Raw genomic sequence first — 25514 nt, forward strand, 5'->3', positions numbered from 1 at the left:
GGGGGCACCGGCGGCCGGTGACAGACTCGGAGGCATGAAAACGGAAACGGTCGTTCTCACCGGTGCCGCGGGACGGGTCGGGTCCGCGCTGCGGGAGCCGCTACGCGGCCGACTGCGCCGGTTGGTCTCGGTCGATCGGGCGCCGCTGTTCTCCGGGGGTCCGAACGAGGAGGTCCGCCGGGCCGACCTGTCCTCCGTCGAGGACGTGGCGTCGATCGTCGAGGGCGCAGACGCGGTCGTGCACCTGGCCGGCGTGCCGGACGAGGCCCCGCTCCCCGACCTCCTGGAGGGCAACGTCCTGGGCACCCACCACGTGCTGGAGGCCGCGCGGCGTGCCGGCGTCGGGCGCGTGGTGCTGGCGAGCAGCAACCGGCTGACCGGTTTCCATCCGGCCGGCCGGACGATCTCGGCGGACGCGCCTCCCCGCCCGGACGGCCTGTACGGCGTCAGCAAGGTCGCCGTGGAGGCGCTCGGCCGCCTGTACGCGGACAAGTTCGGGCTCCAGGTGGTCTGCCTGCGCATCGGCAGCATGGAACTCGAACCCACCTCGCCCAGACACCTGGCCACCTGGCTGAGCCCCCGCGACTGCGCCGGCTTCGTCTGGGCCGCGCTGACCGCGCCGGACGTCACGTTCACCGCCGCCTACGCGGTCTCGGCCAACACCCGCCGGTTCTGGGAGCTGGACGAGCGGCTCGGGTACCGTCCGCTCGACGACGCCGAGATCTACGCCGGCCGCTTCCCGGGGACGGCGGGCCACCTGAGCGGCGACGACCCCCAGGGCGGCGACTTCGCCGCCGCCGACTTCACCCTCCGGCACCTCTCCGGCGGGTGAGCACCGGCCCCGCGCGTGCCGGAATAGCGGCGGCCGGCCCGCAAACGGGCCGTCAGCGCCGCGCGTAGTCGCCCAGCCCGGGGGCCAGCAGGCTGAAGGCGCTTCGGGCGCCCCCGGCCAGGTACGCGTGGACCTCCTCCTGGCCGACGCCGCGGGCGGTCAGGCAGAGAGCCTCGTGGAGAAGGACGCGGTAGATCGCGATCATCTGGCCGGCCGCCAGCCGGGGCATCGGATCGCCCGGCGCGGGGCGCGTCTCCCGGATGAGAACGTCGGCCAGCGCCCGCTCGCGTTCCTCGTGGATCTCGCGCAGGCGGGCCAGCAGCGCGGGGCTGCCCAGGAGCATCGCGGCGAACGGCGCTCCGGAGAATCCCAGCGCCGGATCATACCGGTCCAGGGCCTCCAGGAAGTGGCGGCGCAACGCGTCCAGGGCGGACTCCCCCGCCGACCGCGCGCCGACCGCCCGGGCCGGGCCTGCGACGAGCTCCTCGTGCAGGTCGAGGACGAGGTCCTCCTTGCGGGGGAAGTGGTTGGTGACCGTCATCTTGGCCACCCCGGCCGCCGCCGCCACCTCGGCGATGGTGATCGCCTCAAAGCCGTGTTCGAGGAACAGCCGGGTCGCGACGTCCGAGATCAGCTCGCGGGTCCGCAGCTTGTTGCGCTCGCGCAGGCTCGCCATGACCCCACGATAGCCCGGACACACTTATTAGGTTTGACCTAATAATTATGTTCGACCTAATGTATCGGTGGCCACGAGAGAGGGAGGGTCACATGCGCGCGATCCGTGTCGAGCGGACGGGGAACGAACGGTGTTTCCCGATCGACGATCTCCCCGAGCCGGTTCCCGGCCCCGGAGAGCTCCTGGTACGCACCGAGGCGATCGGGGTGGGGGTGACCCTGGTCAGATCGCTGCGCGCCGGGACGGGCGCGACCGGCGCGGAGCTCGTCGGGCGGGTCGCCGCGCTCGGCCCGGGCACGCGGGGGTTCCGGGTCGGGCAGCGGGTGGGCGGCGTCGTCATGCGGGACGCCTTCGCCGAAGCCGCGGTGGCCCAGGAGTCCTTGGTGTCGCCGGTGCCCGAGGAGGTGGACGCCGCCCCGGCGCTCTGCCTGGTCCGCGGCGGGCTGATCGCGCTGAGCGCGCTCCGCGCGGGGCACCTCGCCAGGGGGGAGTCCGTCCTGGTGACGGGGGCCGCCAGTGGCGTCGGACATCTGGCCGTGCAGCTCGCCAGGGCCCTGGGCGCCGGTCGGGTCGTCGCCGCGGTCGGCTCACCGGACAAGGCCGGGTTCGCGTACGGCTGCGGCGCGGACGAGGTCGTGACCTACGACCGGCCGTCGTGGGGCGATCCGGTCGACCTGGTCCTCGACGGGGTCGGCGGCGACCTCGTCCAGCGCGGGGTGGACGGACTGCTGCCCCTGGGCCGGCTGGTGGCGTTCAGCGCGGGCGGCGGCGTCGTCGACACCGGCGGCCTGCTCTCCGGGCCGAAGACCGTCATCGGTTTCTCCATCGGCCCGCTCGCCCGGCGGGACCCCGGGCTGATCGCCGAGCGCCGGGCCGGGCTCTGGGAGATGCTGGCCGCCGGCGACCTGCGTCCCGCCCACACGGCGTTCCCGCTCGAACGGCTCGCCGACGCGGTCACACTGGTCGGGGCACGCCGCAACCTGGGCCGGGTCCTGCTGCGGACGGCCGGGGACGGGAACGGCGCCCCGCGCCCGTGACGGCGCCGGACACCGCGACCGCGGTGTCCGCCTTCGACGCCCTGCCTCGGCGGGCCGAAGGCGGCGGCCGGCACCCGGGCGGGGATCGCCGGGGCCTCCGCGCCCGGCGATCCCCGTCCGACGATCCCCGTCCGACGACCCCCGCCCGCTGTCCCCTCCGGCGGCCCGCCCGCACGTCGTGGACGGCGGCTGGTCCCCGCACCCGCCCACCCCGTGAAGGTCCCGCCGGTCTCGCGGGCGCGGGCCGTCACGCCCGCCCCCTCACCTTCCTCTCCGCGGGACCCTCCCCCCGGGCAGGCGGAACACGCGACGCGCGGTGCCGCCGAGGAAGTCGGCGCGGGCCTCGTCGGTGAGCGGCAGGGACGCGACCTGGGCGAGCGCCTCGGCGTGCGGAAGCTGCGGCCAGTTCGTCCCGAACATCACCTTTCCCCGGCCGTAGGTGTTCATGAAGTGGACGAGCTGCCCGGGGTAGTAGCGGGGCAGGTGGGCCGAGGTGTCGATGTACACGTTGTCGTGCTTCCAGGCGACGCCGATCATCTCCTCCGTCCAGGGATGCCCGATGTGACCGGCCACGATCGTCAGCTCGGGGAAGTCCAGCGCGACCCGGTCCAGGTAGGGCACGGGCCGGCCGGGCTCGGACGGCATGAGCGGCCCGGTGTGCCCCGCCTGGGTGCAGAACGGCAGGCCGAGTTCCACGCAGGCCGCGTACAGCGGGTAGTAGAGCCGGTGGTCCGGCGGGAGGTCCCAGAGCCAGGGCACCACGCGCAGGCCCACGAACCCCAGCTCCCCCACGGCCCTGCGGAGCTCGCGCACGGCCGCGACGGGCCGCGACAGGTCCACCGAGGCGACACCGGCGAACCGGTCGGGACGGGCCCGGACGAACGCGGCCACGTCGTCGTTGCTGATCACCCAGCCTCCGGGCCGGTGCCAGGCCGACAGCAGCAGCAGGTCGACCCCGGCCTCGTCCATCAGCCCGGCCAGCTCGTCCGGCCCGAGCGGGGCCCGGAGCAGCTCCGCGCTGCCGGACTTCTCGAACAGGCGGGTGATCTCGGGGGCGGCGAGGCGGCCGGGGCGCTCACTCGGGACGGGCTGCGCCCAGACGTCGATGACCATGCCCCCACGCTCTCCCGGCACCCGCCGGCGGAACAAGAACGAAGTCCTGAAGCGTCGATCAGCCAGGCTTATTGGTATACCGGAGGCATGGACTTCAGGGAGATCGAGACGTTCCTCACCCTGGCGCGCACCCTGCACTTCGGCCGCGCGGCCGAGGAGATGCGGCTGTCCCAGGCACGCGTCAGCCAGCTCATCCGCGCCCTGGAGAGGCGGGTGGGGGCGCCCCTGTTCGAACGCACCAGCCGCCGCGTCGCCCTGACCGGCCTGGGCGAGCGGCTGCTCGGCACGGCGAGACCGTCGTTCCACGCGCTGGAGCGGGCCCTGGAGGACGCGAGGGCCCACGCCAGGGACCTGTCGGGCGACCTGCGCGTCGGTCACCTGCCGAACCTGGCGGGCGCGCCGCTCACCGGGATCGCCGACGCCTTCCGCCTCGCCCACCCCGGCTGCGCCGTGCACCTGGTCCAGGTGACCATGGACGGCCTGCGCGAGGCATGGGACGGCGGCGTCGACATCCTGGCCACGTTCCTGCCGGTCGAGGACCCGGAGGTGACCGTCGGGCCCGAGCTGGGCTCCCACGACCGCGTCCTGGCGATCGCCGAGGACCATCCGCTGGCGGCGGCGGGCCGGGTGACGCTGGAACAGCTCGGCGACCTCACGGTCCCGGCGATGCCCCGCACGATCCCGCCGCGCCTGCACGCGTCGTACTGGCCGCACAGGACACCCTCCGGGCGGCCGATCCGCCGCGCCCGGGTGGAGGGCACGTACCTGGACTCCCTGCACATGGTCGCGCGCGGCGAGCTCGTCATCCCGGTGGACACCGGCACGACCCGTTTCCGCCGCTATCCGGGCGTCACCTTCATCCCGATCGTGGACATGCCGCCCGCGAGGGCCGTCCTCACCTGGCGCACGGCCCGTACCGGCCCGCTGATCGAGGCGTTCGCCGCCGTGGCCTCTGCGGCGGCCCCGGCGACCTCCGCGACCTCCGCGGCCCCGGCCCCGGTCCCGGTCCGCAGCGACAGGTCCCCCCTCCCCGCGCCCTCCGCCGCCCCGGCCCCCGTCCCTCCCGTCCCGGCGTCCCTGTCCGCGGTGTCGCGCCGCTGAGGCGGCGGGGCGTCCGGTTGCCGGTACGGTCCCGGCCGATTACGATCTCCGTCATGACGTTCGCGTTCTTCTTCACCCTGCGTTAGGCCCCCACCGGCGAGACGAGGCCGTCCCGTCGCCGGTGACGCGAGGCGGCGCAGCGCCGCCTCGGGCCGACGTGGGAGAAGAACGATCATCATGCGCGAACGCGCACGTTTCCTCACCGCTCCGCGTCCCAGCGTCCTCGCCGTCCCGTGACGGCGGCGCGCCTGGTGGCGCGGTGCGTCCGTGGTCTGGAGCAGGCGGTCGCCGCCGAGATCCTCCAGCCCGGCCTCTCGACGGTCACCCGTCTGGGGCATCGCGAAGTCCACTTCCACACCCTCCTGGCCGGGCCCGGGGCCTCCCGTCCGGCCACCGCCGACGACGTGTTCCTCCTCGCCGCGCGGGGTCGCGACATCGGTCCCGCCAGGGACGGGCTCCCGGGTCTCGCCGATCTCGCCGCCGAGGCCGACCTGGAGGCCCTGATCCGGTCACGGCGCCGGTACGGCGGTTCCGGCCCGGTCACCGGCGTCGAGGTCTCGGCGTCGTTCCTGGGCGGGCGGAACTTCAACCGTCACGACGCCGAGGACGCGGTCGGCCGGGTCCTGGCGCACCGGCTGGGAGTGGGGTACCACTCGCGCCGGGGCGGGCTCGCGCCGCCCGCCGGTCACACCGGGTGGCGGCTCACCCTCGACGGCGCGCGGGCCACCCTCATGCTGAGGATCGCCGACCGGCCCCTGCACCGGCGCGCCTACAAGCGGTTTTCCCTGGCGGGGACCCTGCACCCGCCGGTGGCCGCCGCCATGGCGCGGATGGCCGACCTGCGGCCGGGCCTGACGGTCCTCGACCCGTGCTGCGGGGCCGGGACCCTGCTGATCGAGGCCGCGGCGCAGCAGCCTCAGGCGCTGCTGCGAGGCTTCGACCTGTCCCCGGACGCGGTGCGGGCGACCAGGGAGAACGCGGGCGCGCTGGCGGTGACCGCCGGGCGGGCCGACGCCGGACGCCTGCCGCTGCCGGACGGCGGGGCCGACCGCGTGCTGTGCAACCCGCCCTGGGGCGGGCAGGTCACGGCGGGCGGACTGCTCGCCTCCTCCCCGGAGCGCTGGTGGGCGGAGCTGCGGCGCGTCCTGGCCCCCGGTGGCACGGCCGTGCTCCTGCTGCCCGGCGCCGGCGACATCGCCACCGGCATCCGGTGGGGCCTCGTCCCGGCGCAGGTGCAGCGGGTCCGGGTGTCGGGCGCGCAGCCGTTCATCGCCCGGTTCACCGCACCCGGCCGGCCGGAACGGCGATCCACCGCGCCCGCGCGCACGGAACGCCCGGGGCGGGCCGAGGCGGGTCTCCAGGCCGGGCCCGTCGCGCCCGGGCGGACGGAACGCCCCTCCCTCCCGTCCGGCCGGCCGGAACCGCGACCCACGCCGCCCGCGCGCACGGAGCGTCCGAAGGCCGCGGGGAGGTGAGAGCCGGGACGGCCCCGGGCGGGGCGCGCGGGCCTCCCGCCCGGCGGGGTGTCGCGGCGGCCGGGTCGCGTTTGACCTGGAGGTCGCCGACCGCCCACGATGGCGAGGTGACCCGACCGCACGCCGACCGACCCCCGCTGCCCCGGCGCAGGGACGCCGCCCCCAGCATCCGTGACGTGGCGGCGGCGGCGGGGGTGTCGTACCAGACGGTCTCGCGGGTGCTGAACGAGTCGCCCAGGGTCAGCCCGGTGACCCGGCAGTCGGTGCTGGAGGCCATCGGGCGGCTGGGGTACCGGCCCAACCGGGCCGCCCGCGCGCTCGGTTCCGGCCGGGCGAGCGCCGTGACGGTGGTGACGTCGGAGACGACGCTCTACGGCTACGCCTGCACGCTGCAGGGCGTCGAGGAGGCCGCGCGGGTGGCCGGGCTGGCCGTCGGGGTCCGGGTGATCGAGTCCGACCGCGCCGCCGACGTGCGGAACGCCGCCGAGTACGTCAGCGACCCCAGCGCGGGCGGGATCGTGGTCGTCGCCTTCGACCGGGCCGGTTCCGCGCTGCTGAGGGCGCTGCCGGAGAGCGTGCCCGCGGTGGCCGCGATCGAGGCAGGAGCGGCCGTCCCGGTCGGGCGGACCACCATCTGCCTGGACGAGCGGCTCGCCGCGGCGGACGCGACGCGGCACCTGCTCTCGCTGGGACATGGCACGGTCCACCACGTGTCGATTCCGTCGGAGAACACCGGCAGCGGGCGCCAGGCGGGCTGGCGGGACGCGCTGGGCGACGCCGGGGCCGCCGTGCCGCCGGTGGTGACGGCCGGGTGGGACGCGCGCTCGGCCTACGAGGCCGGGCGGCGGCTGGCGGCCGACCCGGGGGTCACCGCGATCCTGTGCGGCAACGACGACACCGCGCTGGCCGTGCGCCGTGCCCTGTACGACGCGGGGCGGGACGTGCCCGGCGAGGTGAGCATCGTGGGCTTCGACGACGTCCCGGGCTCGGCCTACTGGACGCCCGCCCTGACCACGGTGCGGATGGACTTCGCCGCGCTGGGACGGGCGTGCCTGGCCGCGGTGGTCGCCGAGGTCACGGGCCTGCCGCAGCCGCCGGTCTCGCTGGTCGCGCCGAACCTGGTGGTGCGGGAGTCGACCGCGCCCGCGCGTACCCGCTAGACATGTGCCGGTAACAACCTGGTAACGCCCTCTTTTCCTTCGGCGTGTGACCGATCACACTCGTGCCCACGGATGATGTGACCGGTCACATGATCGCGGATCCCCGCGAGACGGCCCCGGAGCGCGACCTCGTCCCCGTGTCCCCGCGTGCCCTTTCGCCCGTCCCCGCGAGCCCGTGACCGGTCCGTCGCCTCCACCCCCCGGGGCGTCACCCGCCCAGCCACAAGGAGGTTCCACCGCAATGAGATGGACGAGATCCAGACGAGCGTGGTCGGCGGCGACGGCCGCCGCAGTCGTGGCGAGCCTGCTGTCCGCGCCGCCCGCCGCGGCGGCCTCCCGGCTCGTCGTCGACCTGGCGGCCCCGACCGGCGCGCTGCGCTACGGCGCCACCGGCTTCCTGTACGGGCTCGGGGACGAAGGCATCCCCAACGAGACCATGCTGGCCGCGCTCAAGCCGCAGGTCACCGCGCAGAAGGCGCCCGACGGCCTGCAGCACCCCAACGGGGACGCGCTGAGGATCGCACCGATGTTCAAGCGGGCCGGCGGACGCGAGATCCAGATCTACATGCAGGACGTCTACAAGCAGTGGCCGTACGAGAACCTCGGGATCGACGACTACCTCGCCAAGATCGACACGATGGTCAGGAAGGTCGTCGCCGACCCCCACCGCACCTCGTACGTGTACGTGCCGTTCAACGAGCCCGACCAGATCTGGTACGGCGGCAACCTGCCGGGGTTCCTCGCCCACTGGAAGCTGGCCTACCGGAGGATCCGCTCGATCGACCCGGGGGCGCGGATCGCCGGGCCGAACTTCGCCTCCTACCGCTCGGCCGACATGCGGGCGTTCATGACCTACGCCCGCGACAACGGCGTGCTCCCCCACGTCACCACCTGGCACGAGCTGGGCGACGACTTCTTCACCGGCTGGTACTCGCACTTCTCCGACTACCGGGCGATCGAGACGAGCCTGGGCATCCCGGCGCGGCCGATCAGCATCAACGAGTACGGGCGCTTCTCCGGCGACCTCGGCGTACCGGGCAACCTGGTGCAGTTCGTCTCCCGGTTCGAGAACAGCAAGGTCGACGGCTGCCTGGCCTACTGGACGACGGCCGGCGGGCTGAACGACCTGGTCACCAGGAACAACCAGGCGACCGGCGCCTGGTGGCTGTACAAGTGGTACGGCGAGCTGACCGGCACCACGGTGGCGGTCACCCCGCCGTCGCAGAACGGCTCCCTGCAGGGCCTGGCGGCGCTGGACCCGGCGAAGAAGCAGGCCCGGGTGATCTTCGGCGGCAACCAGACCGTGAACGGCACCTACGACACCGACGTCACGGTCAAGGGGCTGGGCGCGGCCTCCTACCTGGGCTCCACGGTGCACGCCACGGTGTGGGGCGTGGACACCTCCGGCCTCAACCCCTCCGCGGGCCCGTACCTGGTCTCCGAGGGAGACTACGTCTCCTCCGGCGGGCAGATCTCCGTCCCGCTGACCGGCCTCAAGGGCGCCTCCGCCTACCAGGTGATCGTCACGCCGGACAAGGACCTGTCGGCGGCGGGACCGGCCTCCCGCTACCAGGCGGAGTACGCGGCCCTGGCCGGTTCGGCCCGCGTCGTCTACGGGCCCAGCACCGGCTACACGGGCACCTCCTTCACCGAGGGGTACGGCGCCGGCACGAACGCGAGCACGAAGTTCGTGGTGACGGCGCCCGCGGACGGCTACTACACCGTCGGCCTGCGCTACTCGGCGGGCCCGTACACCGGCGCGCCGGCCGACCGGTCGATCCGGCTGCGGCTCAACGGCGCCGACCTCACCACCCTGGCGCTGCCGGGGACGGCCGACTGGAACACCTGGCGGACCGCCACCGCCAAGGTGTTCCTGACGGCCGGCATCAACAGGATCGACGTCAACGCCTACGCTTCCGACGGCCGTGACGCGATCAACGTCGACCACCTCGACGTCGCGGCGACCGGCGGCACGGTGACGGCGTACCAGGCCGAGGCCGCCGGCAACACCCTGTCGGGCGCGGCCGTGGTGACCTCCGACCCCGCCGCGTCCGGCGGCCGCTACGTCGGCTACATCGGCGCCGGGGCGGCCAACACCCTGCGGTTCAACAACGTCACGGCCCCCGCGGCCGGCCGCTACCGGATGGTCGTCACCTACGCCAACGGCGAGCTGGGCGAGGGAGCGTCCAACTACAACAGCAACATCGTCGACCGCTACGCCGACATCGCCGTGAACGGCGGCACGGCCAGGCGGAGCTACTTCCGCAACACGCTGGGCTGGTCGAACTACCGCACCACGGTCGTCGACGTGGACCTGGCGGCGGGCGCCAACACGATCACCTTCGGCAACGCCTCGGGCGGTTACGCGCCCAACATCGATCTCATCCAGATCGCCGCCCCGCTCGGCTGACCCCCGGACGGCTCCGCGCCGGGTGGGACCACCGGCCGGATGACAGAGTACCGACGAACGCGACAGGGAGCAGCAGTTGACCTCATCGGAGAGCACGCCCGTCCTGATCTGGGGACATCCGGCGTTGCGGGTCGTCGTGGACGTCCCGCCGGACGGCCCGGTGGCCCTCAGGAGCCTGTCCGCCACCGACGGCAGCGACGGCGGTAACAGCGGTGACAGCGACGGCGGCGGGCGCCGGGCGGGCCAGCCGCTGGTGGAACTGCTGACCCCCGGCGCGGGGCACGCGCGGGCCTCGCACCGCTTCTCCGAGACGGCCGTCGGCCGCCGCCTGGCCTTCACCCGCGAGCGGCGGTCGCGCGAGGGGATCTGGCACGTGCTGACGATCGAGCTGCGCGACGAGGCGAGCGGCCTCGGGGCGGAGGTCGACCTCCGCTCGGCGGACGGGGTCGGCGCCTGCCAGGTCCGCACCCGGGTGACCAACCACGGCCCCGAGGCGGTGACGCTGCTGGGCGTCACCTCGTTCGCCGCGGGGTTCCCCGACGGCCCGGCCGAGACGCTCGACGTGGTGCGGGCCGACGCCGAGTGGCTCGGCGAGGGCCGCTGGAGGCGCCATCCGCTCCGCGAGGGCGCCCCCGTCCTCAACCTCCCGCTGCACGGGCAGGACGGCCGCGGGCGCCTGGCGGTCGTCAGCGCCGGGACCTGGTCGACCGGCCGGCACCTGCCCACCGGCGGGGTCGTCCACCGCGACGGCCGGGCGTGGCTGTGGCAGATCGAGCACAACGGCGCGTGGCGCTGGGAGATCGGCGAGCGGCGGGAGGGCGCCTACGTCGCGCTGCTCGGCCCGACCGACATCGACCACCAGTGGCGGCACGTGCTGGAGCCGGGAGGGTCCTTCACCACCGTGCCGGTCTCGATCGCCGTCTCCGGCGACGGCCTGGCCGGGGCCGCCGCCGCGCTCACCGCGCACCGGCGGGCGGTCGTCCGCCCGCACCCCGACCGGGCCGGCCTGCCGGTCGTGTTCAACGACTACATGAACACCCTGATGGGGGACCCGACCACCGCGAAGCTGCTGCCCCTGATCGACGCCGCCGCCTCCGCGGGCGCCGAGGTGTTCTGCGTCGACGCCGGCTGGTACGACGACGACGGCACCTGGTGGGACAGCGTCGGCGAGTGGCAGCCGTCCCAGAGCCGTTTCCCCCGGGGCATCGAGGAGGTCCTCGCCCGCGTCCGCGCGCGCGGCATGGTGGCGGGCCTGTGGCTGGAGCCCGAGGTGATCGGGGTGCGCAGCCCGATGGCCGACAAGCTCCCCGCCGAGGCGTTCCTGCAGCGCGACGGCGTACGCCTGGTCGAGCACGACCGCTACCACCTCGACCTGCGCCACCCCGCCGCGACCGCGCACCTGGACCAGGTCGTCGACCGGCTGGTGGAGGAGCTGGGCGTGGGCTACCTCAAGCTCGACTACAACATCGACCCGGGCGCGGGCACCGACCTGGACGCCGACAGCGCCGGCGCGGGACTGCTGGCCCACAACCGCGCGCACCTGGCGTGGCTGGACGGGCTGCTCGACCGTCATCCGGCCCTGGTGCTGGAGAACTGCGCCTCCGGCGCGATGCGGATGGACTACGCGCTGATGTCCCGGATGCAGCTGCAGTCCACCAGCGACCAGCAGGACCCCCTGCTGTACCCGCCGATCGCCGTGGCGGCACCCATGTCGCTGCTGCCCGAGCAGTCGGCGAGCTGGGCCTACCCGCAGCCGGAGATGTCCGACGAGCAGATCGCCTTCACCCTCTGCACCGGCATGCTGGGCCGCCTGTACCTGTCGGGTCGCCTGGACGTCATGCGGCCGGAGCAGCTGGAGTCCGTGCGCGCCGCCGTCGCCGTCCACCGCGACATCCGCGCGCGCCTGGCCGAGGCCGTGCCGCTGTGGCCGCTGGGCCTGCCCGGCTGGGAGGATCCGTGGCTCTGCCTGGCCCTGCGCGACGGCGAGGACACCTACCTGGGGGTGTGGCGGCGGCCCGGCGCCACCGCTTCCACCGAGCTCTCCCTGCCGCACCTCGCCGGTACGCGGCCCGCGATCGACGTCCTCTACCCGAGGCACCTGCCGGCCTGGGAGCAGGGGTGGGATCCGGGCACCGGGTCGCTGACCCTGACCTCCCGCGGCGACGGGCCGGCCGGCGCCCGCATCCTGCGCCTCCGTTCCGGCACGGACCTCCCCCCTGGCGACTGAACCGCCCTCCCCCGATCGCCCCGGTCCGCGTCGCGGCCCGGCATCCCCCGGAAAGAGAAGTCACACCATGAAGACACGAACGGCCCTCGCGGGCGCGGCGGTACTGGTCCTGGGCCTCGCGGCCTGCAGCGACCCCTCGGCGGGCGCGCCCGCCGCCACCACCACCGCAGCCGCGACCTGGCCCGACCCGGCCGCCAGGCTGGACGGCGTCACGCTGACGATCTGGGCGGCCCAGAACAGCAACACCGTCCCGAAGCAGGTCGTGGACGCCTTCCAGAAGGCGACCGGCGCCAAGGTCGAGGTCGTGACGATCCCCGACCCCTACGAGCAGGGCGTGCAGACCAAGGTCGCCACCGGCGACAAGCCCGACCTGGCGTTCTGGCAGCCCACCGCGTCCATGCTGACCGCGCTCAACGCCACGACCAACCTGCAGCCGCTCACCGACGCGCCCTGGCTGTCGAAGTACGCGCCGGACCTGCGCGACATCACCGGCATCCTCAACGACACCCGCTACGCCACGCTCGTCACCAGCCCCGCCGTGGAGGGCGTCTACTACAACCGGGAGGTCTTCGAGGCGAACGGGATCACCGGGACGCCGAAGAACTTCGACGAGATGATCGAGGTCGCGCGGAAGCTCAAGGCCAAGGGCGTCACCCCCTTCCACGAGATGGCCGGCGACAGGTGGGGAACCCAGTGGTGGGTCCAGGTCCAGCTCGCCGACGCCGCCAAGGACGGCCTCTGGGAGCGGATCAACACCGGCAAGGAGACCTTCGAGGGCCCCACCGTCCTCGGCGCGATCAAGAAGTACAGGTCGCTGATCGACGAGGGGCTGTTCAACGCCGACATCAGGACCGCGAAGTTCGAGGACCAGGGGGCGGCGCTGCTGTCGGGCAAGGCCGCCATGGCCGTGCAGGTGAACTCCTTCTTCGGCCTGCTGCAGGCGAGCTCCGACACCGCCACCCTGGACAAGAGGATCGGGTTCTTCCCGATCTCGCCGTCCGGCAACGTCGGCACCTCCATCCCCGACCAGTCCAACGCCCTGGTCGCCTTCAGGACCGGCGACGCCGGGCGCGAGGCCGCGGCCCGGCAGCTGCTCGCGTACTGGATGGGCCCCGGCTACCCCGCCTTCGTCGCCGACCGCAGCACCGTCTCGCTGCAGACCGCGGTGCCCAGCCCGCCGGACGTGCCGCGCGCGCTGCTCGACGTGCACGCCTCGCTGCCGTCGTCGGTAGGGTCCATGCAGTCGCAGGCCGTCGCCAACCCCGACCTGTACCTGAACCTGGCCGACATGATCACCGGGACGCTGTCCCCGGAGAAGGTGGCCTCGGCCACCCAGAAGCAGTTCGAGCAGCTCGCCAGGGCCGCCGGAGCGACCGGCTTCTGACCCCCGTCCCGTACGGGAACACGGAAAAGACGCGCGGAAGGGCGGGCGCGGGGGCCGTCACGCCCCCGCGCCGTCCCGCCCTCCGCTCTCACGAAGGAAGCACCCATGGTGACGGTCAAGGACCCGGCCGCGAGGGAAGGACCCGCCCGGCCGGTTCCCCAGGCGGCGGCCCGCCGGCGGCGGGCGACATCGGCGATCAGGCGGCGGACGCACCCCATGTGGTTCCTGGCGCCCGCCTTCGCCATCCTGTTCCTCTTCTTCTTCCTGCCGACGGTCTTCAACTTCGTCTACGCCTTCACCGACTGGTCCGGCTTCAAGAGCGAGATCCGGCCGGTCGGGCTGGACAACTTCGACGACCTCGTCTCCGACGGCACCCTGCTGCGCGCGTTGCGCGTCACCGTGGTGTACGCGCTGCTGGTCGCCCTCTTCCAGAACGCGTTCGGCTTCGCCCTCGCCGTCCTGCTGGAGCGCGACACCTGGCTCAACCGCGCCGCCCGGGTGTTCTTCCTCATCCCGGTGCTGATGTCCGCGCTCGCCGTCGGCTACCTCTTCCAGGCGTTCCTCAAGCCCGGGGGCGCCCTCAACCGGTTGCTCGGCGTGCTCTCCGGAAGCGAGGTCGACTACGCCTGGCTCGGCGACACCACCTGGACGATCGTCGTCCTGGCCGTGATCCACGCCTGGAAGTGGATGGGGCTGGCCATGCTCATCTACCTGGCCGGGCTGAAGACCATCCCCGAGGAGATCACCGAGGCGGCCCGCATCGACGGCGCCTCCCGCGCCCGGACCTTCTGGACGGTCAGGTTCCCGCTGCTGGCACCGGCGATCACCTTCAACGTCACGACGGCACTGCTGGGCTCCATGAACGGCTTCGACATCGCCCAGGCCACCACCGGCGGCGGCCCGGCCCGCACCACCGAGATCCTCAACATCTTCATCTACCGCACCTTCGGGCAGGGGCTGTTCGCGCAGGCCACCGCCATGAGCCTGGTGCTGTTCCTGCTGGTGGCCCTGCCGGCCTTCCCGATCGTCCGCATGCTGCGCAAGCGGGAGGAGATCCTGTGACAGCGCCCCCGACGCCCCCGGCACCCCCGACGCCCCCGGTACCCCCGGCGCGCCCCTCGTCCGCGGCACCCTCGACGTCCCACGCCCCTTCGGTGTCCCCGTCGTCCTCCGCTCCTTCGACCCCGGCGCCCGGCGCCTCACCTGCGGGGCGTTCCGCGCCGGCCCTGAGCGACGCGGCCCTGTGGAGCCGGCTGCGCCCCGCCCTGGTGGTCGTGCTCACCGCCGCCGTCGTCGGCGTCCCGCTCTGGCTGGTGGTGGTGACCGCCGCCAAGTCCCGGGGCGAGGCGCTCTCACCCGACCTGTCCCTGCCCGGCCGGTGGCTGCTCCTGGAGAACCTGGGCGAGGTCTGGAACGCCGGGCGGGTCCCGGCCGCCCTGCTGGGCAGCCTGCTCGTCGTCGCCCCCGCCGTGGCCGGGGTGCTGGTGTTCGGCTCGATGGCGGCCTGGATCCTGGCCCGCCGCGTCACCCGGTTCACCGCCGTGCTGTACGCGCTCGCCATCAGCGGGATCGTGCTGCCCCCGGCGGTCGTCACCATGGTGCTGCTCCTGCGGCACCTGGGCCTGGCCGGCAGCGCGGCCGGGATGATCGGCGTCTACATGGGCATCTACATGTCCACGGTGATCTTCTTCGTCACCGGGTTCGTCCGCACCATCCCCTCCTCGCTCGAGGAGGCCGCGCAGATGGACGGCGCGAGCCCCGCGCAGGTGTTCCGGCTCGTGGTGCTGCCCCTGCTGCGGCCGGTGCTGGCCACGGCCACCATCCTGGTCTGCCTGTACGTCTGGAACGACGTCTTCTACGCGTTCTTCGTCGTCGGCGGGCGGCTCGACACGCTGCCCCTCAACCTGTTCCGCGTCGCCGGCGCCGGTCTCCACCTCAACAACTGGCACCTCATCTTCGCCTACGTGCTGCTGATGAGCCTGCCCCTGGTCGTGGTCCTCGCGGTGGCCCAGCGGAGGATCATCTCCGGCATCACCGGCGGCGCGGTGAAGTAGCCGATCGCGCTCCCAGCTCCGCCACGAAGGCGGTGAGCAGGCGGGCGAACTCCCGCCGGTCGTGCTCGGACCAGCCGCGCATCGCCGCGCCGAAGACCTCGCGGCGGAAACGATGAACCCTCTCGGCGTGCCCGGCACCGAGCGCGGTGAGCTCCAGCGTGCTGCGACGGCCGTCGGCCGGGTCGGCCACCCTCCTGACCAGACCCGCGCCGACCGCCCTGGCCACCAGGCGGCTGGCGCGGGGCTGGTCGACGCCCAGGCGGTCGGCGACCGAGGTGACCGTCACGTCGCCCTCCCCCTCCTCCACCGCGTCGATCACCCCGAACAGGGCGGGGTCGAGCGGGACGGACGCTCCGGCGCCGTCGTCCGCCCCGGCCGCGAGCCGCTGGACGGCACGGCGGGTCTGGCTGCGCCGGATCTCCACCATGGCCCGTTCGACGGCGGCGACCGCCTGCTGATCCTCCATGCCTCGATGATACATGTGAAAGTACATGTTATTGTCAAAATACATATATCTGCGGAGAAAGGCGATCACCATGGAGACCTCCGAGATCATCGGCCAGAGCCGTCCCCTCGGTTACTGGATCAAGCATCTGCACGGCCTCCTGGAGGGTTCCCTGGACGACCATCTCTCCCGCCACGGGCTGACCCGCCGCCACTGGCAGGTCCTGAACGTCGTCGCCGTCGGCTCCCCCACCCCCGCCGAGCTCGACACCACCCTCGCCCCCTTCCTCGACGAGGAGGTGCCGACCCTGCGGCCCGTCACCGGCGACCTGCGCGAGCGCGGCTGGGTGCGCGGCGAGGACCGGCTCACCCTCACCCCGGCCGGCGTCCAGGCGCACGAGGAGGTGGGGGCCCTGGTGAACACCACCCGGGCCCGCGCCACCGAGGGGGTCGGCACCGAGGAGTACCTGACCGCGATCGGCGTCCTGGAGCGGATGTCGGCCAACCTGGAATCCCGCTGACCTCGGAGACCGGCATCCCCTGACACGGCACGACCGGCGTTCCCCGCCGGGGCACGACCGGCTCTCCGGCACGGCACCCGCCCGCCCGTGAAGGGGGCGCCGCCCCGGAGACACCGCTCCCGCGAGGGTGCCGGTCCCGCGGGGACGCCCTCCCGCGAGGGCGGCGACGCCCCCCGTGGTCACCCGCTCCCCCGGCGCGAATTCCGGTCCGGGGGAACCGGACGGGCACGCCCCTGCGATAGACCGGGATGTGCGATCTTTTCTTTCGCGTCGCGACCGGCCGCCGATCGGACCGCTCAGTGACGACACCGAACTGCTCGCGGCCGTCGCCGCCGGGCGGGCGGAGGCGCTGAGGATGCTGCACCAGCGGCACGCCCCATGGTTGCGGGCGCGCCTGGCCCGCCGCTGCGCCGACCCCGACCTCGTCGACGACGCGATCCAGGACACCTTCGTCGCCGTCTGGCACGACGCGCGCCGGTACCGCGCGTCCGAGGGGCAGGCGGCGGCGTGGATCTGGACCATCGCCGTCCGCAGGCTCGTCTCCGCGCTGCGACGGCCCGGCGCGGGCCGCAGCGGCGTGCTCCTGGCGGAGGAGAACTGGCCCCACGTCCCCTCCGCGGTCACCCAGTCGGCCGAGGACGCGGTCCTGGTCGGGGTCGAGCACGGTGACCTGGGCGGCGCCCTGGCCCGGCTCTCCCCCGACCTGCGCGCCGCCATCCAGGCCACCGTGCTCGACGGCCTCACCGTGCGGGAGGCCGCCTGCCTGCTCGGCGTTCCGGAAGGCACCGTCAAGACCCGCGTCATGCGGGCCAAGGCCCGGCTCAGGGGGTATCTGGCGTGAACACGCGGTGGCATCTGCCCGGTGAGCTGATCGAGCGCTACACCACGGGCCGGCTGGAGCCGGTTCAGGTCATGTCGGTGGAGTCCCACCTGATGGGGTGCGCGCGCTGCCGCGAGGCGGTGCCGTACGAGCGGGAATGGCTCGCGACCGGCTGGGAGAGGATCGAGGAGGTCGTGGACCGGCCGCGGCCGAGGGTGGCGGCGCGCCTCCTGCGGCGGTGCGGCGTCCCCGAGCACGTCGCCGTCTTCCTGGCGGCGACCCCCGCCCTGGCGAGGGGCTGGCTGGTGGCCGTGGCCGCGACGGTGGCCTCCGCCGTGGCCGTGGCCCACCTCGTCGACTCCGAGGGCGCGGCGCGGACCGTCCACCCGCTGCTGTTCTTCCTCGCGGTCGCCCCCGTGCTCCCCCTGGCCGGGATCGCGCTGGCCTACGGGCCGCGCGTCGACCCCGTCCACGAGACGCAGGCCGCCACGCCCATGGCGGGGTCCCGGTCGCTGCTGCTGCGCGCCCTCGCGGTGCTGGTGTGCGCGATCGTCCTGACCGGGCTCGCCACTCCGCTGCTGCCGGGCCCGCCGGGCCTGGCCGCCGCGTGGCTGCTGCCGGCCCTCGCCCTGACCGCCACCACGCTCGCCCTGGCGACCCGCGTCGCCCCGCAGGTCTCGGCGGCCGTGCTCGTCGCGGCCTGGTTCGGCGCGGTGGTGGCCGCCGGGGAGCTGACCGGCGACCGGCTGGCGCTGTTCTCCCCCGCGGCGCAGATCCTCTACGGCGCGGCGACCGTGCTCCTGATCCCGTTCGTCTACCTGCGGCGTGCCCGCTTCGACTCTGGAGAGCCACGATGGAACCAACCGTCAGCGTCTGGGACCTGACCAAGAGATTCGGCCGCAGGACGGTGCTCGACGGGCCGACGCTGCGCTTCGGACCCGGCGTGACCGGACTGCTCGGCCCCAACGGCGCGGGCAAGACGACCCTGTTGCGAATCCTGGCGACCACGCTCGCCCCCGACGGCGGCCGGGTCCGCGCCCTGGGCCTGGACCCCGCCGACCGCGCGCAGCGCACCGAGCTGCGCCGCCGCCTCGGCTACCTCCCGCAGGACCCCGGCTTCTACCCGCACTTCACCGTCTTCGAGCTGACCGAGTACGTCGCGATCCTCAAGGAGCTGAACGACCGGCGCGAGCGTCACCGGGAGGTGCGCCGGGTGCTGGCGGAGGTCGACCTGACCGACCGCGCCCGGACGAAGGTGCGCAAGCTCTCCGGCGGGATGAGGCAGCGGCTGGCCCTGGCCCAGGCGCTGCTCGGCGATCCCGGCCTGCTCATCCTGGACGAGCCCACGGTCGGGCTGGATCCCGAGCAGCGGATGCGGTTCCGCGCCCTGGTGTCGCGGCTCGGCGAGAGCCGTACCGTGCTGCTGTCGACCCACCAGACCGAGGACGTCGCGGCCCTGTGCGAACGGGTGGTCGTGATGAGGGGCGGCCGGGCCGTCTTCGAGGGCACCCCCGCCGGTCTGGCCGCCACCGCCGCCGGGCGGGTCTGGTCCTCCGACCGCTCGCCGGCCGCCTCGGAGGTGTTCTGGCGGACCGCCGACGGCCGTTACCGGACCCTGGGCACCAAGCCGCGGGGAGCCGTCCCGGCCGAGCCCGGCGTCGAGGACGGTTACCTGCTGCTGCTCGGCGGGGACGCCGGGGACGCCGGAGACGCCGGAGACACCGGAGACACCGGAGACTCCGGGGCCGCCGCGTGAACCGGGCGCTGGTGCTCTTCGAGGCGCGGCGCCTGCTGCGCCACCCGATCCCCTGGACGGCGGCGGCGTCGGCGCTGGCCGTGGTGGTCGCCGGGAACGCCTCCTGGCTGCCGGACCTGACGACGACGGCGATCGACACGGTCGCCGGCTCGGCGCTCGTCGCCGCGGCCATGCTGGTCGTCGCCCACCTCGCCGCGAGCCGGGACCGCAGGCACGGCCTGCCCGAGAGACTGGCGGCGATGCCCGTGCGCGAGGCGGTGCGCACCCGGGCGGTGGTCCTGGCCGCCCCGGCCGTCGGCGGCCTGGTCGCGGCCGCGATGATCTTCCCGTACCTGCTGACGGTGTCGGCGTCCGGGACGGCGGCGGGGCGGCTCGACCTCTACGAGGCGTTCGGCGGGGTGGCGCTGGCGATGCTCGCGGCGTCGGCCGGTGCGGCGCTCGGCCGCTGGACGCCCTGGCCGGTCGCGCCGCCGGTCGCGATCTTCCTGGTCGCGTTCGCCCTCGTCGGCGATCCCCGGGGCGAGTACGGGGGCTGGTTCCTGCCGGTGGTCTCCGCCCACGACGTGAGCTGGGGGGACCGGCCCACCGGGTGGCACCTGGTCTACCTGCTCGCGGCGGCGGTGCTCTGTGCCGCCGTGGCCCTGTTGCGGCACGGCGCGCGACCCGCCCGGACCGTGGTGGCGCTGGCCGCCCTGCTCGTCGCGGTGCCGGCGGGAGCGTCGGCGACGGCCTCGGCCCCGGCGCCGGGGACGGCGTCGCGCGCCGCCGCGGACCCGTCGGGACAGGTGTGCGAACGGCACGACGGCGTCTCCTACTGCGCCTACCCCGGCTACCGGCCGTGGATCGGCGTGTGGGCGCGGGCGGTACGGCCGATCGTGACGGCGGTGCCACGACGGGCGCTGGAGCGGATCCCGGTCATCCGGCAGGGACAGGCCCACGACTCCTCCCTCGACGATCCGGCGACGCCGCGGACCTGGACGGTCTGGTCCACCGACCCCGGCCGGCACGGCACCCTGCTCGCCGGGAGGGTGGCCGCCGCCGTCACCGGCCTGGACGTCACCGGCTCCGAAGGCGGGTGCGGCGACCTCGGCCGGGCCCGTACCGTGGTGGCGCTCTGGCTCGCCGGGCGCGCCGGGCCGCTGCTGGAGGCCCCCGGCCCGGACGACTGGCGCGGAGCGCCCTCCGAGGAGGTGGCGCCCGCGTGGCAGCTCCGGGTGAGGATGGGCGGCAACGGCCACGAGCTCCGGCTTCCCGGCCAGCTCGGCGTGCGCTACGGCGCGGCCGAGGTCGGCTACGCCCGCCGCCTGCTGGAGCTGCCCGACGCGGACCGGCGGGTACGGGCCGGCTGGGACGTGCTCGTCGCCCCCGGGACGACGATCGAGCAGGCGCTGCCGCTGCTGGGCCTGCGCCCGGAGTTCCCGGCCGGAAAGGACGTCCCATGCCCGTGACCCGCCCCGCGCACGGTCCGCTGTCATCGGTGCCCGCGTTGCTGTGCCCGCTGGTCCGGGCGATCGACTGGCTGCCGCCGGCGGTGGCGGTCCCTCTCGTCGCCGCTCTCGCGGCCGTGGTCCAGCCCGGGGAGCCGGTCGATCCCCGTCTCGGGCTCCTCGTCCTGCGGATGGCCGCGCTGCTGCTCGGCGTGGCCGCCGCCTTCGCCCTGGTGGACGCCATGGACACCGGCATCGCGGCCGCTCCGGTGCCCCGCTGGATCCGCCAGTGGGTACGGACCCTCCTGGCCGGCGCGGTCGCCGCCGCGGGCTGGGGCGTGGCGTACGCGATCGTCGCCGTGCGGCTCGCCCCCGGCGACGTGCTCCCCCTGCCCGGCGTCGCGGTCGAGGCGGCCGGGTGCGTGCTGGCGGCCCTGGCCGGAGCGGCACTCGCGGTACGGCACCACCCGGGCAGGCAGGCCGCTCTCGCGGGCATGCTCGTGCAGCTCGCGCTCGTCGTCGCGCTGTGGCTCGCGGGGGACGCCGGGGACACGACGTGGCCGGATCCCGGCGACCCGCACTGGGACACGGTCCACGCCTGGTGGTCGGCGGCGCTGCCGCTGCCCGTGCTGGTGCTCGTGCTGGCTCATCGCGACGTGCGCTGAACACGGCGCCGTACGCGATCCCGGCGGGCCCGTGTCGCCGGGATCGCCAGGCCCGCCGGGACGGGCGGGATCGTCGGGACGGTCGGGATCGTCGCGTCCGCCGGGCGTGACCGCCCGCTCCCCGGACCCTCGGGTCACGTGTTCTACGCTTTCCGGATGGCCGACGATCTCCGTCTCACCGTTCTCGGGTCCGCGACGCCCTACCCGGACGTGGACAACCCGTGCTCGGGTTACCTGCTGTCCTGCGGCGGCACGCGGGTGTGGATGGACGCGGGAAGCGGCACGCTGGCCTCGCTCCGGCGGCACACCCGCCTGGACGAGCTGGACGCGATCTGGATCTCGCACCTGCACGCCGACCACAGTGCCGACCTGCTCACCGCCTACTACGGCGCCCTCTACGCGGACGTGCGGCTCGCCGCGCCGATTCCCCTGTACGGTCCGCCGGGCATCGCCGACCGGCTGGCGCACTTCCTCACCAACGGCCCGGCCCGCAGCCCGGTCGAGTCGGCCTTCGCCGTCCAGGAGCTGCACGACGGGCATCGGGTGCGGGTGGGCCCGCTCACTCTGACCAGCCGGGAGGTGGCGCACGGCATGCCCGCCTTCGCCGTGCGCGCCGAGGCCGCAGGGGTCTCCCTGGTCTACTCCGGGGACACCGCGCCGTGCGCGAACCTGACGAGCCTGGCCCGGGGGTGCGACGTGCTGCTGTGCGAGGCCGACAGCGCGCATGTGCCGGCCGAGGGCGAGCGGGTGCACCACACGCCCGAGGACGCCGGTGAGACGGCCGCCTCGGCCGGGGCGGGCCGGTTGATCGTCACCCACGTGGGCCCGTTCCTCACGCCGCGGCAGGCGGTGGCGCGCGCCTCCACCCGGTTCGCCGGCCGTGTCGACCACGCCGCCCCCGGCGCCGTCTTCCCGATCGGTTAGGACGTCACCGCCCCCGGGGCGTCCGGGGCCCGCCCCTGCGAACGCGCGGTCAGGGCGACGGGGGACGCCGCGCTCCGTTCTCCCGGCGGTCAGGGCGGTGAGGTGGCGCCGGGTTCACGGGCTCCCGGCGGTCAGGGCGGTGAGGTGGCGCCGGGTTCACGGGCTCCCGGCGGTCAGGGCGGTGAGGTGGCGCCGGAGCACGGCGAGCATCGCCTCGGCGTCCAGGCGGCCCGGGTGCAGCACCGCCTGCAGGGACAACCCGTCGAGCAGGGCGCACAGCCGGCGGGACTCCAGCGCGACGTCGGCGTCCCCGGGCAGGCGACCGGCGTCGCGGGCCCCCCGCAGAACACGGGTGACCAGTGAGAGCAGCCCGTCGTACAGCTCGTCGGCGTGGGAGCGCAACTCCGGGCGGGTGCGGGCGGCGGTGACGAAGGCCAGCCACACCACCGTCTCGCGCGTGCGTTCCCGGTCCAGCGGAAGCACCTCGGCGAGCATGCGCACGACCGCCTCCTGCCTCTCGTGCGGCTCCCGCGGCGGCGCGTCCGCGCCCAGCAGGCGCTCGGCGTGCGCGACCAGCCTGTTCCTCACCCGTTCGCTCATCGCCCGCATCGCGAACACCATCAGCTCGGCGTGCCCGTCGAAGTAGTGCCGTACCGAGCCGATGGCGAGCCCCGCCTCGGCCGCGACGTTGCGCAGCGACGCCTGCTCCAGGCCGTCGCGCTCCACCACCTGGAACACCGCCTCGACGACGGCCAGGCGACGCTCCCCGGGGTCCACGATCTTCGGCACCCCATCTTTATAGCACGATCGTGCTACATTTAATTAGCAGTGTCGTGCTACAAACGGAGGTACGAGTGAACGGAACATGGTGGACGGTCGTCGTGGCCGTCCTGGTGGCCGGCGTGGTCGTCAGACGGTTCACCGGGGAGCCGCTCGACGCCCGGGACCTTTTCGTGCCGCCCGTCGTCCTCATCGGCATCGGCGTCCACACCCTGGTCAAGGACACGCACCCGGGCGCCCGGGACGTCGCGTGGATCGTGGTGGCCGCCGCCGTGGGCCTGATCCTCGGCGCGCTGCGCGGCCTGACCCCGCGCCTGTTCACCAGGCGCGGACACCTGTGGCAGCGCTACACGCCCTGGACCCTGCTGGTCTGGGTGGTGTCGATGGCGGCCAATCTCGGGACCGGCGCCCTCGCCGTGGCGGCGGGCGCCTCGGAGCAGGCGAGGCCGATCACGCTGTCCATAGGCGTCGGCCTGCTGGGGGAGGCCCTCACGCTGGGCCTGCGCGCCCTGGCCGCCGGCGTGCCCTTCTCCCCCGGGACCGCCTCGCTCCCGGACCGCCTTCGGCGCTCCGCCGCCCGCCCTTCCGGTACGGCCGGCGCCGCCCCCGGTACGGCCGGCGCCGGCCCCGGCCCGGCCTCGGCCCGCCCCGGAGTCCCGCGCACCCCGGGTCGCGGCACGGCCCTGGACGCCGCCTCGCGCGTCGTCGCGCGGTGGGCCGGCGACGGGCGGGCCTGAGACGAGAGGCGGATCGGATCCTCCCGTGACCGGAGGGAATCAACCTGGGGCCGCCGCCGTTGTCACGGGTGCGGCCCCGGACGGGGTCCGCCCGGACGAGACGCGCCGTACCCGGTCTGAAAAGACGACGCTCCCGATGAAAGGGAGTCGTCATGGCCTGGATCATGATCGTCGTCGCGGGGTTGTTCGAGGTCGTCATGGCCTACTCGCTCAAGCTCAGCGACGGTTTCTCCGTGCCGCTGGCGAGTGCCGGCTTCGTGGTCTCCGCCGTTCTCAGCTTCGGCCTTCTCGCGTTCGCCCTCAGGAGCCTCGACGTCGGCACGGCCTACGCCGTCTGGACGGGCATCGGCGCCGTCGGTACCGCAACGCTGGGCATGGTCCTCCTGGGCGAGAACGCGTCCCCCCTCAAGATCGTCTCGATTCTCCTGATCCTCTGCGGGGTCGTCGGCCTCAACCTGGTGGGCGGAGGTCACTGACCGGCGCTCCTCGCGCCCACGGTACGCCCGCACCGGGGCGCCGGCGGGGCGGGAACGGCTCATCGACGGTCCGGCCTGGCGCTTCCCGCGTAAAGTGATCGTCCATGACGGACGCGTACACGCCTGACATGAAGCCCTGCACCACCGAGGGCGGCCGGCCGGCCTTCGTGGTGAACGTCGAGGTCTTCCTGAGCAGGGGTGACCGCCTGCTGCTCATCCGGCGGGGCGCGCGGGAGGCGCACGCCCCCGGCACGCTCGCCGGGGTCGGCGGCAAGGTCGAGACCGAGGGTGCCGGGGCCGACGTGCTCGAGGAGACCGCGCGCCGGGAGGTCCTGGAGGAGGTCGGCGTCGACCTGACGGGGGTCGAGCTCACCTACGCGGGGAGCGGTTTCTTCGTGACCGACGACGGCGATCCGGTGATCAACGTGGTGTTCTCGGGCCCGATGCCGGATCACGGCCGGCCCGCCGCCGCCTCCCCCGAGGAGGTGGCGGAGGTGATCTGGCTCACCGTCGCCGAGGCCGGGGCCGACCCGGCCTGCCCGCCGTGGCTGCTGCGCACCCTGCGGCGTATGGCGTCGTGAACATCACGGGGGCGCCTGTCCGAATCAGGGGACCGACCGACAGTGGATCATGGCCGAACGGGACCCGGCAATCGTCCGGCAAAGTGGAATGACCTGCGCATATGCATTGTTAGCCCTCACGCCAGAGCACTCCTCCGGTTCATCGAGGCTCTGCGACGACAGGGGGAAAATGACCATGACGATGATCGTGCCCGCACAGGCTCATGAGCAGGTGACCCGCGCGGCGCTCGAACTGTTCGCGGCGAACGGCTACGAGCGAACGACCCTGCAGATGATCGCCTCGGCCGCCGGCCTGTCCGGCAGAGCGATCACCGGCCTGTTCCGGACCAAGGACGCCCTGCTCGACGCGGCGCTCGCCCCCGCGCTGGCCGATCTCGAACTCCTCTCCGAGGAGAACCGGTCGGTGGGTGCCCGACCGCCCCTGGAGGGTCTCGTCGGTTTCCTGGTCAAGCACCGGGCCGTGATCGCCCTGATGGACCGCGACCCCACGGTCCGTACCGTGCCGGTCATCAGCGCGCGGATGAACCGCTACTGCGACGAGGTACGCGGCCTGTTCGACGACGGGCGCGCCGACGCGTGGGAACGCGTCTACCTGACCGCCGCGCTGGGCGGGCTGATCGGCGCCGCGGCGTCCTTCCCGGAGATGTCCGACGAGGAGTTGCACCGCAGCCTGCGGCTGACCGGCATCCGCCTGCTCGGACGAGGACGCAGGACCCCCCGCCCGGCCCCCGCCCGCACCACCGCCCTGGTCTCGCAGACGTGGTGAGAACGATCACGGCGTACACGGGCACGGACCTGGGAACGATCACGGCGGGCCTGTCACGGCGGGCACGGGGACGACCGGCACCATCGTGGCGGACGCGCGCGACGAACACGATCGTGAGGAGTTCGGAGACCCGGTGGAGCCCGCCGGG

At 74.2% G+C, this 25514-nt stretch carries 25 protein-coding genes and 1 riboswitch; of the genes, 21 read left to right on the forward strand and 4 right to left on the reverse strand.

Translation table 11 applies throughout. The features are described from left to right. Window positions 1–34 precede the first annotated feature (34 nt). Window positions 35–832, forward strand: coding sequence for an NAD-dependent epimerase/dehydratase family protein (locus tag ACLQ2R_RS26085; protein WP_425963222.1), 798 nt, complete (start codon window positions 35–37; stop codon window positions 830–832). 52 nt (window positions 833–884) lie between these two features. Here the strand turns inward: ACLQ2R_RS26085 and ACLQ2R_RS26090 are convergent, their stop codons facing one another. Next, complete coding sequence (locus ACLQ2R_RS26090; protein ID WP_425963223.1) at window positions 885–1508, reverse strand: TetR/AcrR family transcriptional regulator; 624 nt, start codon at window positions 1506–1508, stop codon at window positions 885–887. 92 nt (window positions 1509–1600) lie between these two features. On the opposite strand from ACLQ2R_RS26090, the gene ACLQ2R_RS26095 reads away from it, so the two are divergent. Then, window positions 1601–2545: a quinone oxidoreductase family protein gene (locus ACLQ2R_RS26095; RefSeq protein WP_425963224.1), complete on the forward strand. Its 945-nt coding sequence runs from the start codon at window positions 1601–1603 to the stop codon at window positions 2543–2545. A 261-nt stretch (window positions 2546–2806) separates the two neighbouring features. On the opposite strand, the gene ACLQ2R_RS26100 is transcribed toward ACLQ2R_RS26095, so the two are convergent. After that, window positions 2807–3658: an amidohydrolase family protein gene (locus tag ACLQ2R_RS26100; RefSeq protein WP_425963225.1), complete on the reverse strand. Its 852-nt coding sequence runs from the start codon at window positions 3656–3658 to the stop codon at window positions 2807–2809. Window positions 3659–3745: 87 nt separating this feature from the next. On the opposite strand from ACLQ2R_RS26100, the gene ACLQ2R_RS26105 reads away from it, so the two are divergent. From ACLQ2R_RS26105 to ACLQ2R_RS26140, 8 genes are all read left to right on the forward strand, one after another. Continuing rightward, the gene (locus ACLQ2R_RS26105; protein WP_425963226.1) at window positions 3746–4759 is read left to right on the forward strand and encodes a LysR family transcriptional regulator; all 1014 of its coding nucleotides are present in this window, start codon (window positions 3746–3748) and stop codon (window positions 4757–4759) included. Window positions 4760–4992: 233 nt separating this feature from the next. Then, window positions 4993–6234, forward strand: coding sequence for a methyltransferase domain-containing protein (locus tag ACLQ2R_RS26110; protein ID WP_425963227.1), 1242 nt, complete (start codon window positions 4993–4995; stop codon window positions 6232–6234). 107 nt (window positions 6235–6341) lie between these two features. Continuing rightward, window positions 6342–7394: a LacI family DNA-binding transcriptional regulator gene (locus ACLQ2R_RS26115; protein WP_425963228.1), complete on the forward strand. Its 1053-nt coding sequence runs from the start codon at window positions 6342–6344 to the stop codon at window positions 7392–7394. A 241-nt stretch (window positions 7395–7635) separates the two neighbouring features. Beyond that, complete coding sequence (locus tag ACLQ2R_RS26120) at window positions 7636–9804, forward strand: carbohydrate-binding protein (RefSeq protein WP_425963229.1); 2169 nt, start codon at window positions 7636–7638, stop codon at window positions 9802–9804. 76 nt (window positions 9805–9880) lie between these two features. Continuing rightward, window positions 9881–12031: an alpha-galactosidase gene (locus tag ACLQ2R_RS26125; RefSeq protein ID WP_425963230.1), complete on the forward strand. Its 2151-nt coding sequence runs from the start codon at window positions 9881–9883 to the stop codon at window positions 12029–12031. 67 nt (window positions 12032–12098) lie between these two features. Beyond that, window positions 12099–13415 carry an ABC transporter substrate-binding protein gene (locus tag ACLQ2R_RS26130; RefSeq protein WP_425963232.1) on the forward strand — a complete coding sequence of 439 codons (1317 nt, stop codon included), beginning with the start codon at window positions 12099–12101 and terminating at the stop codon, window positions 13413–13415. A 105-nt stretch (window positions 13416–13520) separates the two neighbouring features. Beyond that, window positions 13521–14477 (forward strand): carbohydrate ABC transporter permease, encoded by a 957-nt coding sequence (locus ACLQ2R_RS26135; protein WP_425963233.1) that lies wholly within the window; start codon window positions 13521–13523, stop codon window positions 14475–14477. A 92-nt stretch (window positions 14478–14569) separates the two neighbouring features. Continuing rightward, on the forward strand, window positions 14570–15469 hold the full coding sequence (locus ACLQ2R_RS26140; protein WP_425963234.1) for a carbohydrate ABC transporter permease: 900 nt from the start codon (window positions 14570–14572) through the stop codon (window positions 15467–15469). Here the strand turns inward: ACLQ2R_RS26140 and ACLQ2R_RS26145 are convergent. Then, on the reverse strand, window positions 15447–15935 hold the full coding sequence (locus ACLQ2R_RS26145) for a MarR family winged helix-turn-helix transcriptional regulator (protein ID WP_425963235.1): 489 nt from the start codon (window positions 15933–15935) through the stop codon (window positions 15447–15449). The two genes, ACLQ2R_RS26140 and ACLQ2R_RS26145, sit on opposite strands and share 23 nt — an antisense overlap. A gap of 70 nt (window positions 15936–16005) precedes the next feature. On the opposite strand from ACLQ2R_RS26145, the gene ACLQ2R_RS26150 reads away from it, so the two are divergent. The 7 genes from ACLQ2R_RS26150 (at window position 16006) to ACLQ2R_RS26180 (ending at window position 22026) form a co-directional block, all read left to right on the forward strand. Beyond that, window positions 16006–16434 carry a MarR family winged helix-turn-helix transcriptional regulator gene (locus ACLQ2R_RS26150; RefSeq protein ID WP_425963236.1) on the forward strand — a complete coding sequence of 143 codons (429 nt, stop codon included), beginning with the start codon at window positions 16006–16008 and terminating at the stop codon, window positions 16432–16434. Window positions 16435–16684: 250 nt separating this feature from the next. Continuing rightward, window positions 16685–17275, forward strand: coding sequence for an RNA polymerase sigma factor (locus ACLQ2R_RS26155; RefSeq protein ID WP_425963237.1), 591 nt, complete (start codon window positions 16685–16687; stop codon window positions 17273–17275). Then, window positions 17272–18138 (forward strand): zf-HC2 domain-containing protein, encoded by an 867-nt coding sequence (locus ACLQ2R_RS26160; protein ID WP_425963238.1) that lies wholly within the window; start codon window positions 17272–17274, stop codon window positions 18136–18138. Before ACLQ2R_RS26155 ends, ACLQ2R_RS26160 begins: the two co-directional genes overlap by 4 nt. After that, the gene (locus ACLQ2R_RS26165; RefSeq protein WP_425963239.1) at window positions 18108–19010 is read left to right on the forward strand and encodes an ABC transporter ATP-binding protein; all 903 of its coding nucleotides are present in this window, start codon (window positions 18108–18110) and stop codon (window positions 19008–19010) included. Before ACLQ2R_RS26160 ends, ACLQ2R_RS26165 begins: the two co-directional genes overlap by 31 nt. Then, window positions 19007–20458, forward strand: coding sequence for a hypothetical protein (locus ACLQ2R_RS26170; protein WP_425963240.1), 1452 nt, complete (start codon window positions 19007–19009; stop codon window positions 20456–20458). The genes ACLQ2R_RS26165 and ACLQ2R_RS26170 overlap by 4 nt, the downstream gene beginning before the upstream one ends. Further along, window positions 20449–21102 carry a hypothetical protein gene (locus ACLQ2R_RS26175; RefSeq protein ID WP_425963241.1) on the forward strand — a complete coding sequence of 218 codons (654 nt, stop codon included), beginning with the start codon at window positions 20449–20451 and terminating at the stop codon, window positions 21100–21102. The genes ACLQ2R_RS26170 and ACLQ2R_RS26175 overlap by 10 nt, the downstream gene beginning before the upstream one ends. A gap of 156 nt (window positions 21103–21258) precedes the next feature. Continuing rightward, the gene (locus tag ACLQ2R_RS26180) at window positions 21259–22026 is read left to right on the forward strand and encodes an MBL fold metallo-hydrolase (RefSeq protein WP_425963242.1); all 768 of its coding nucleotides are present in this window, start codon (window positions 21259–21261) and stop codon (window positions 22024–22026) included. A 156-nt stretch (window positions 22027–22182) separates the two neighbouring features. Here the strand turns inward: ACLQ2R_RS26180 and ACLQ2R_RS26185 are convergent, their stop codons facing one another. Then, window positions 22183–22815 carry a TetR/AcrR family transcriptional regulator gene (locus tag ACLQ2R_RS26185; RefSeq protein WP_425963244.1) on the reverse strand — a complete coding sequence of 211 codons (633 nt, stop codon included), beginning with the start codon at window positions 22813–22815 and terminating at the stop codon, window positions 22183–22185. 65 nt (window positions 22816–22880) lie between these two features. Here ACLQ2R_RS26185 and ACLQ2R_RS26190 point away from each other — a divergent pair, with 65 nt between their 5' ends. The 4 genes from ACLQ2R_RS26190 (at window position 22881) to ACLQ2R_RS26205 (ending at window position 25366) form a co-directional block, all read left to right on the forward strand. Next, window positions 22881–23543, forward strand: a complete 663-nt coding sequence (locus ACLQ2R_RS26190) for a hypothetical protein (protein WP_425963246.1) — start codon at window positions 22881–22883, stop codon at window positions 23541–23543. Window positions 23544–23610: 67 nt separating this feature from the next. Next, window positions 23611–23677, forward strand: a riboswitch (guanidine-III (ykkC-III) riboswitch). Between the two features lie 18 nt (window positions 23678–23695). Next, a complete protein-coding gene (locus ACLQ2R_RS26195; protein ID WP_425963248.1) occupies window positions 23696–24019 on the forward strand; it encodes a DMT family transporter in 324 nt (107 codons plus the stop codon). A 104-nt stretch (window positions 24020–24123) separates the two neighbouring features. Further along, window positions 24124–24600, forward strand: a complete 477-nt coding sequence (locus tag ACLQ2R_RS26200; protein ID WP_425963250.1) for an NUDIX hydrolase — start codon at window positions 24124–24126, stop codon at window positions 24598–24600. A 175-nt stretch (window positions 24601–24775) separates the two neighbouring features. Beyond that, window positions 24776–25366, forward strand: coding sequence for a helix-turn-helix domain-containing protein (locus ACLQ2R_RS26205; protein ID WP_425963251.1), 591 nt, complete (start codon window positions 24776–24778; stop codon window positions 25364–25366). Window positions 25367–25514 lie beyond the last annotated feature (148 nt).

The sequence above is a fragment of the Streptosporangium sp. DT93 genome, from assembly GCF_049844535.1.
GTDB lineage: Bacteria > Actinomycetota > Actinomycetes > Streptosporangiales > Streptosporangiaceae > Streptosporangium.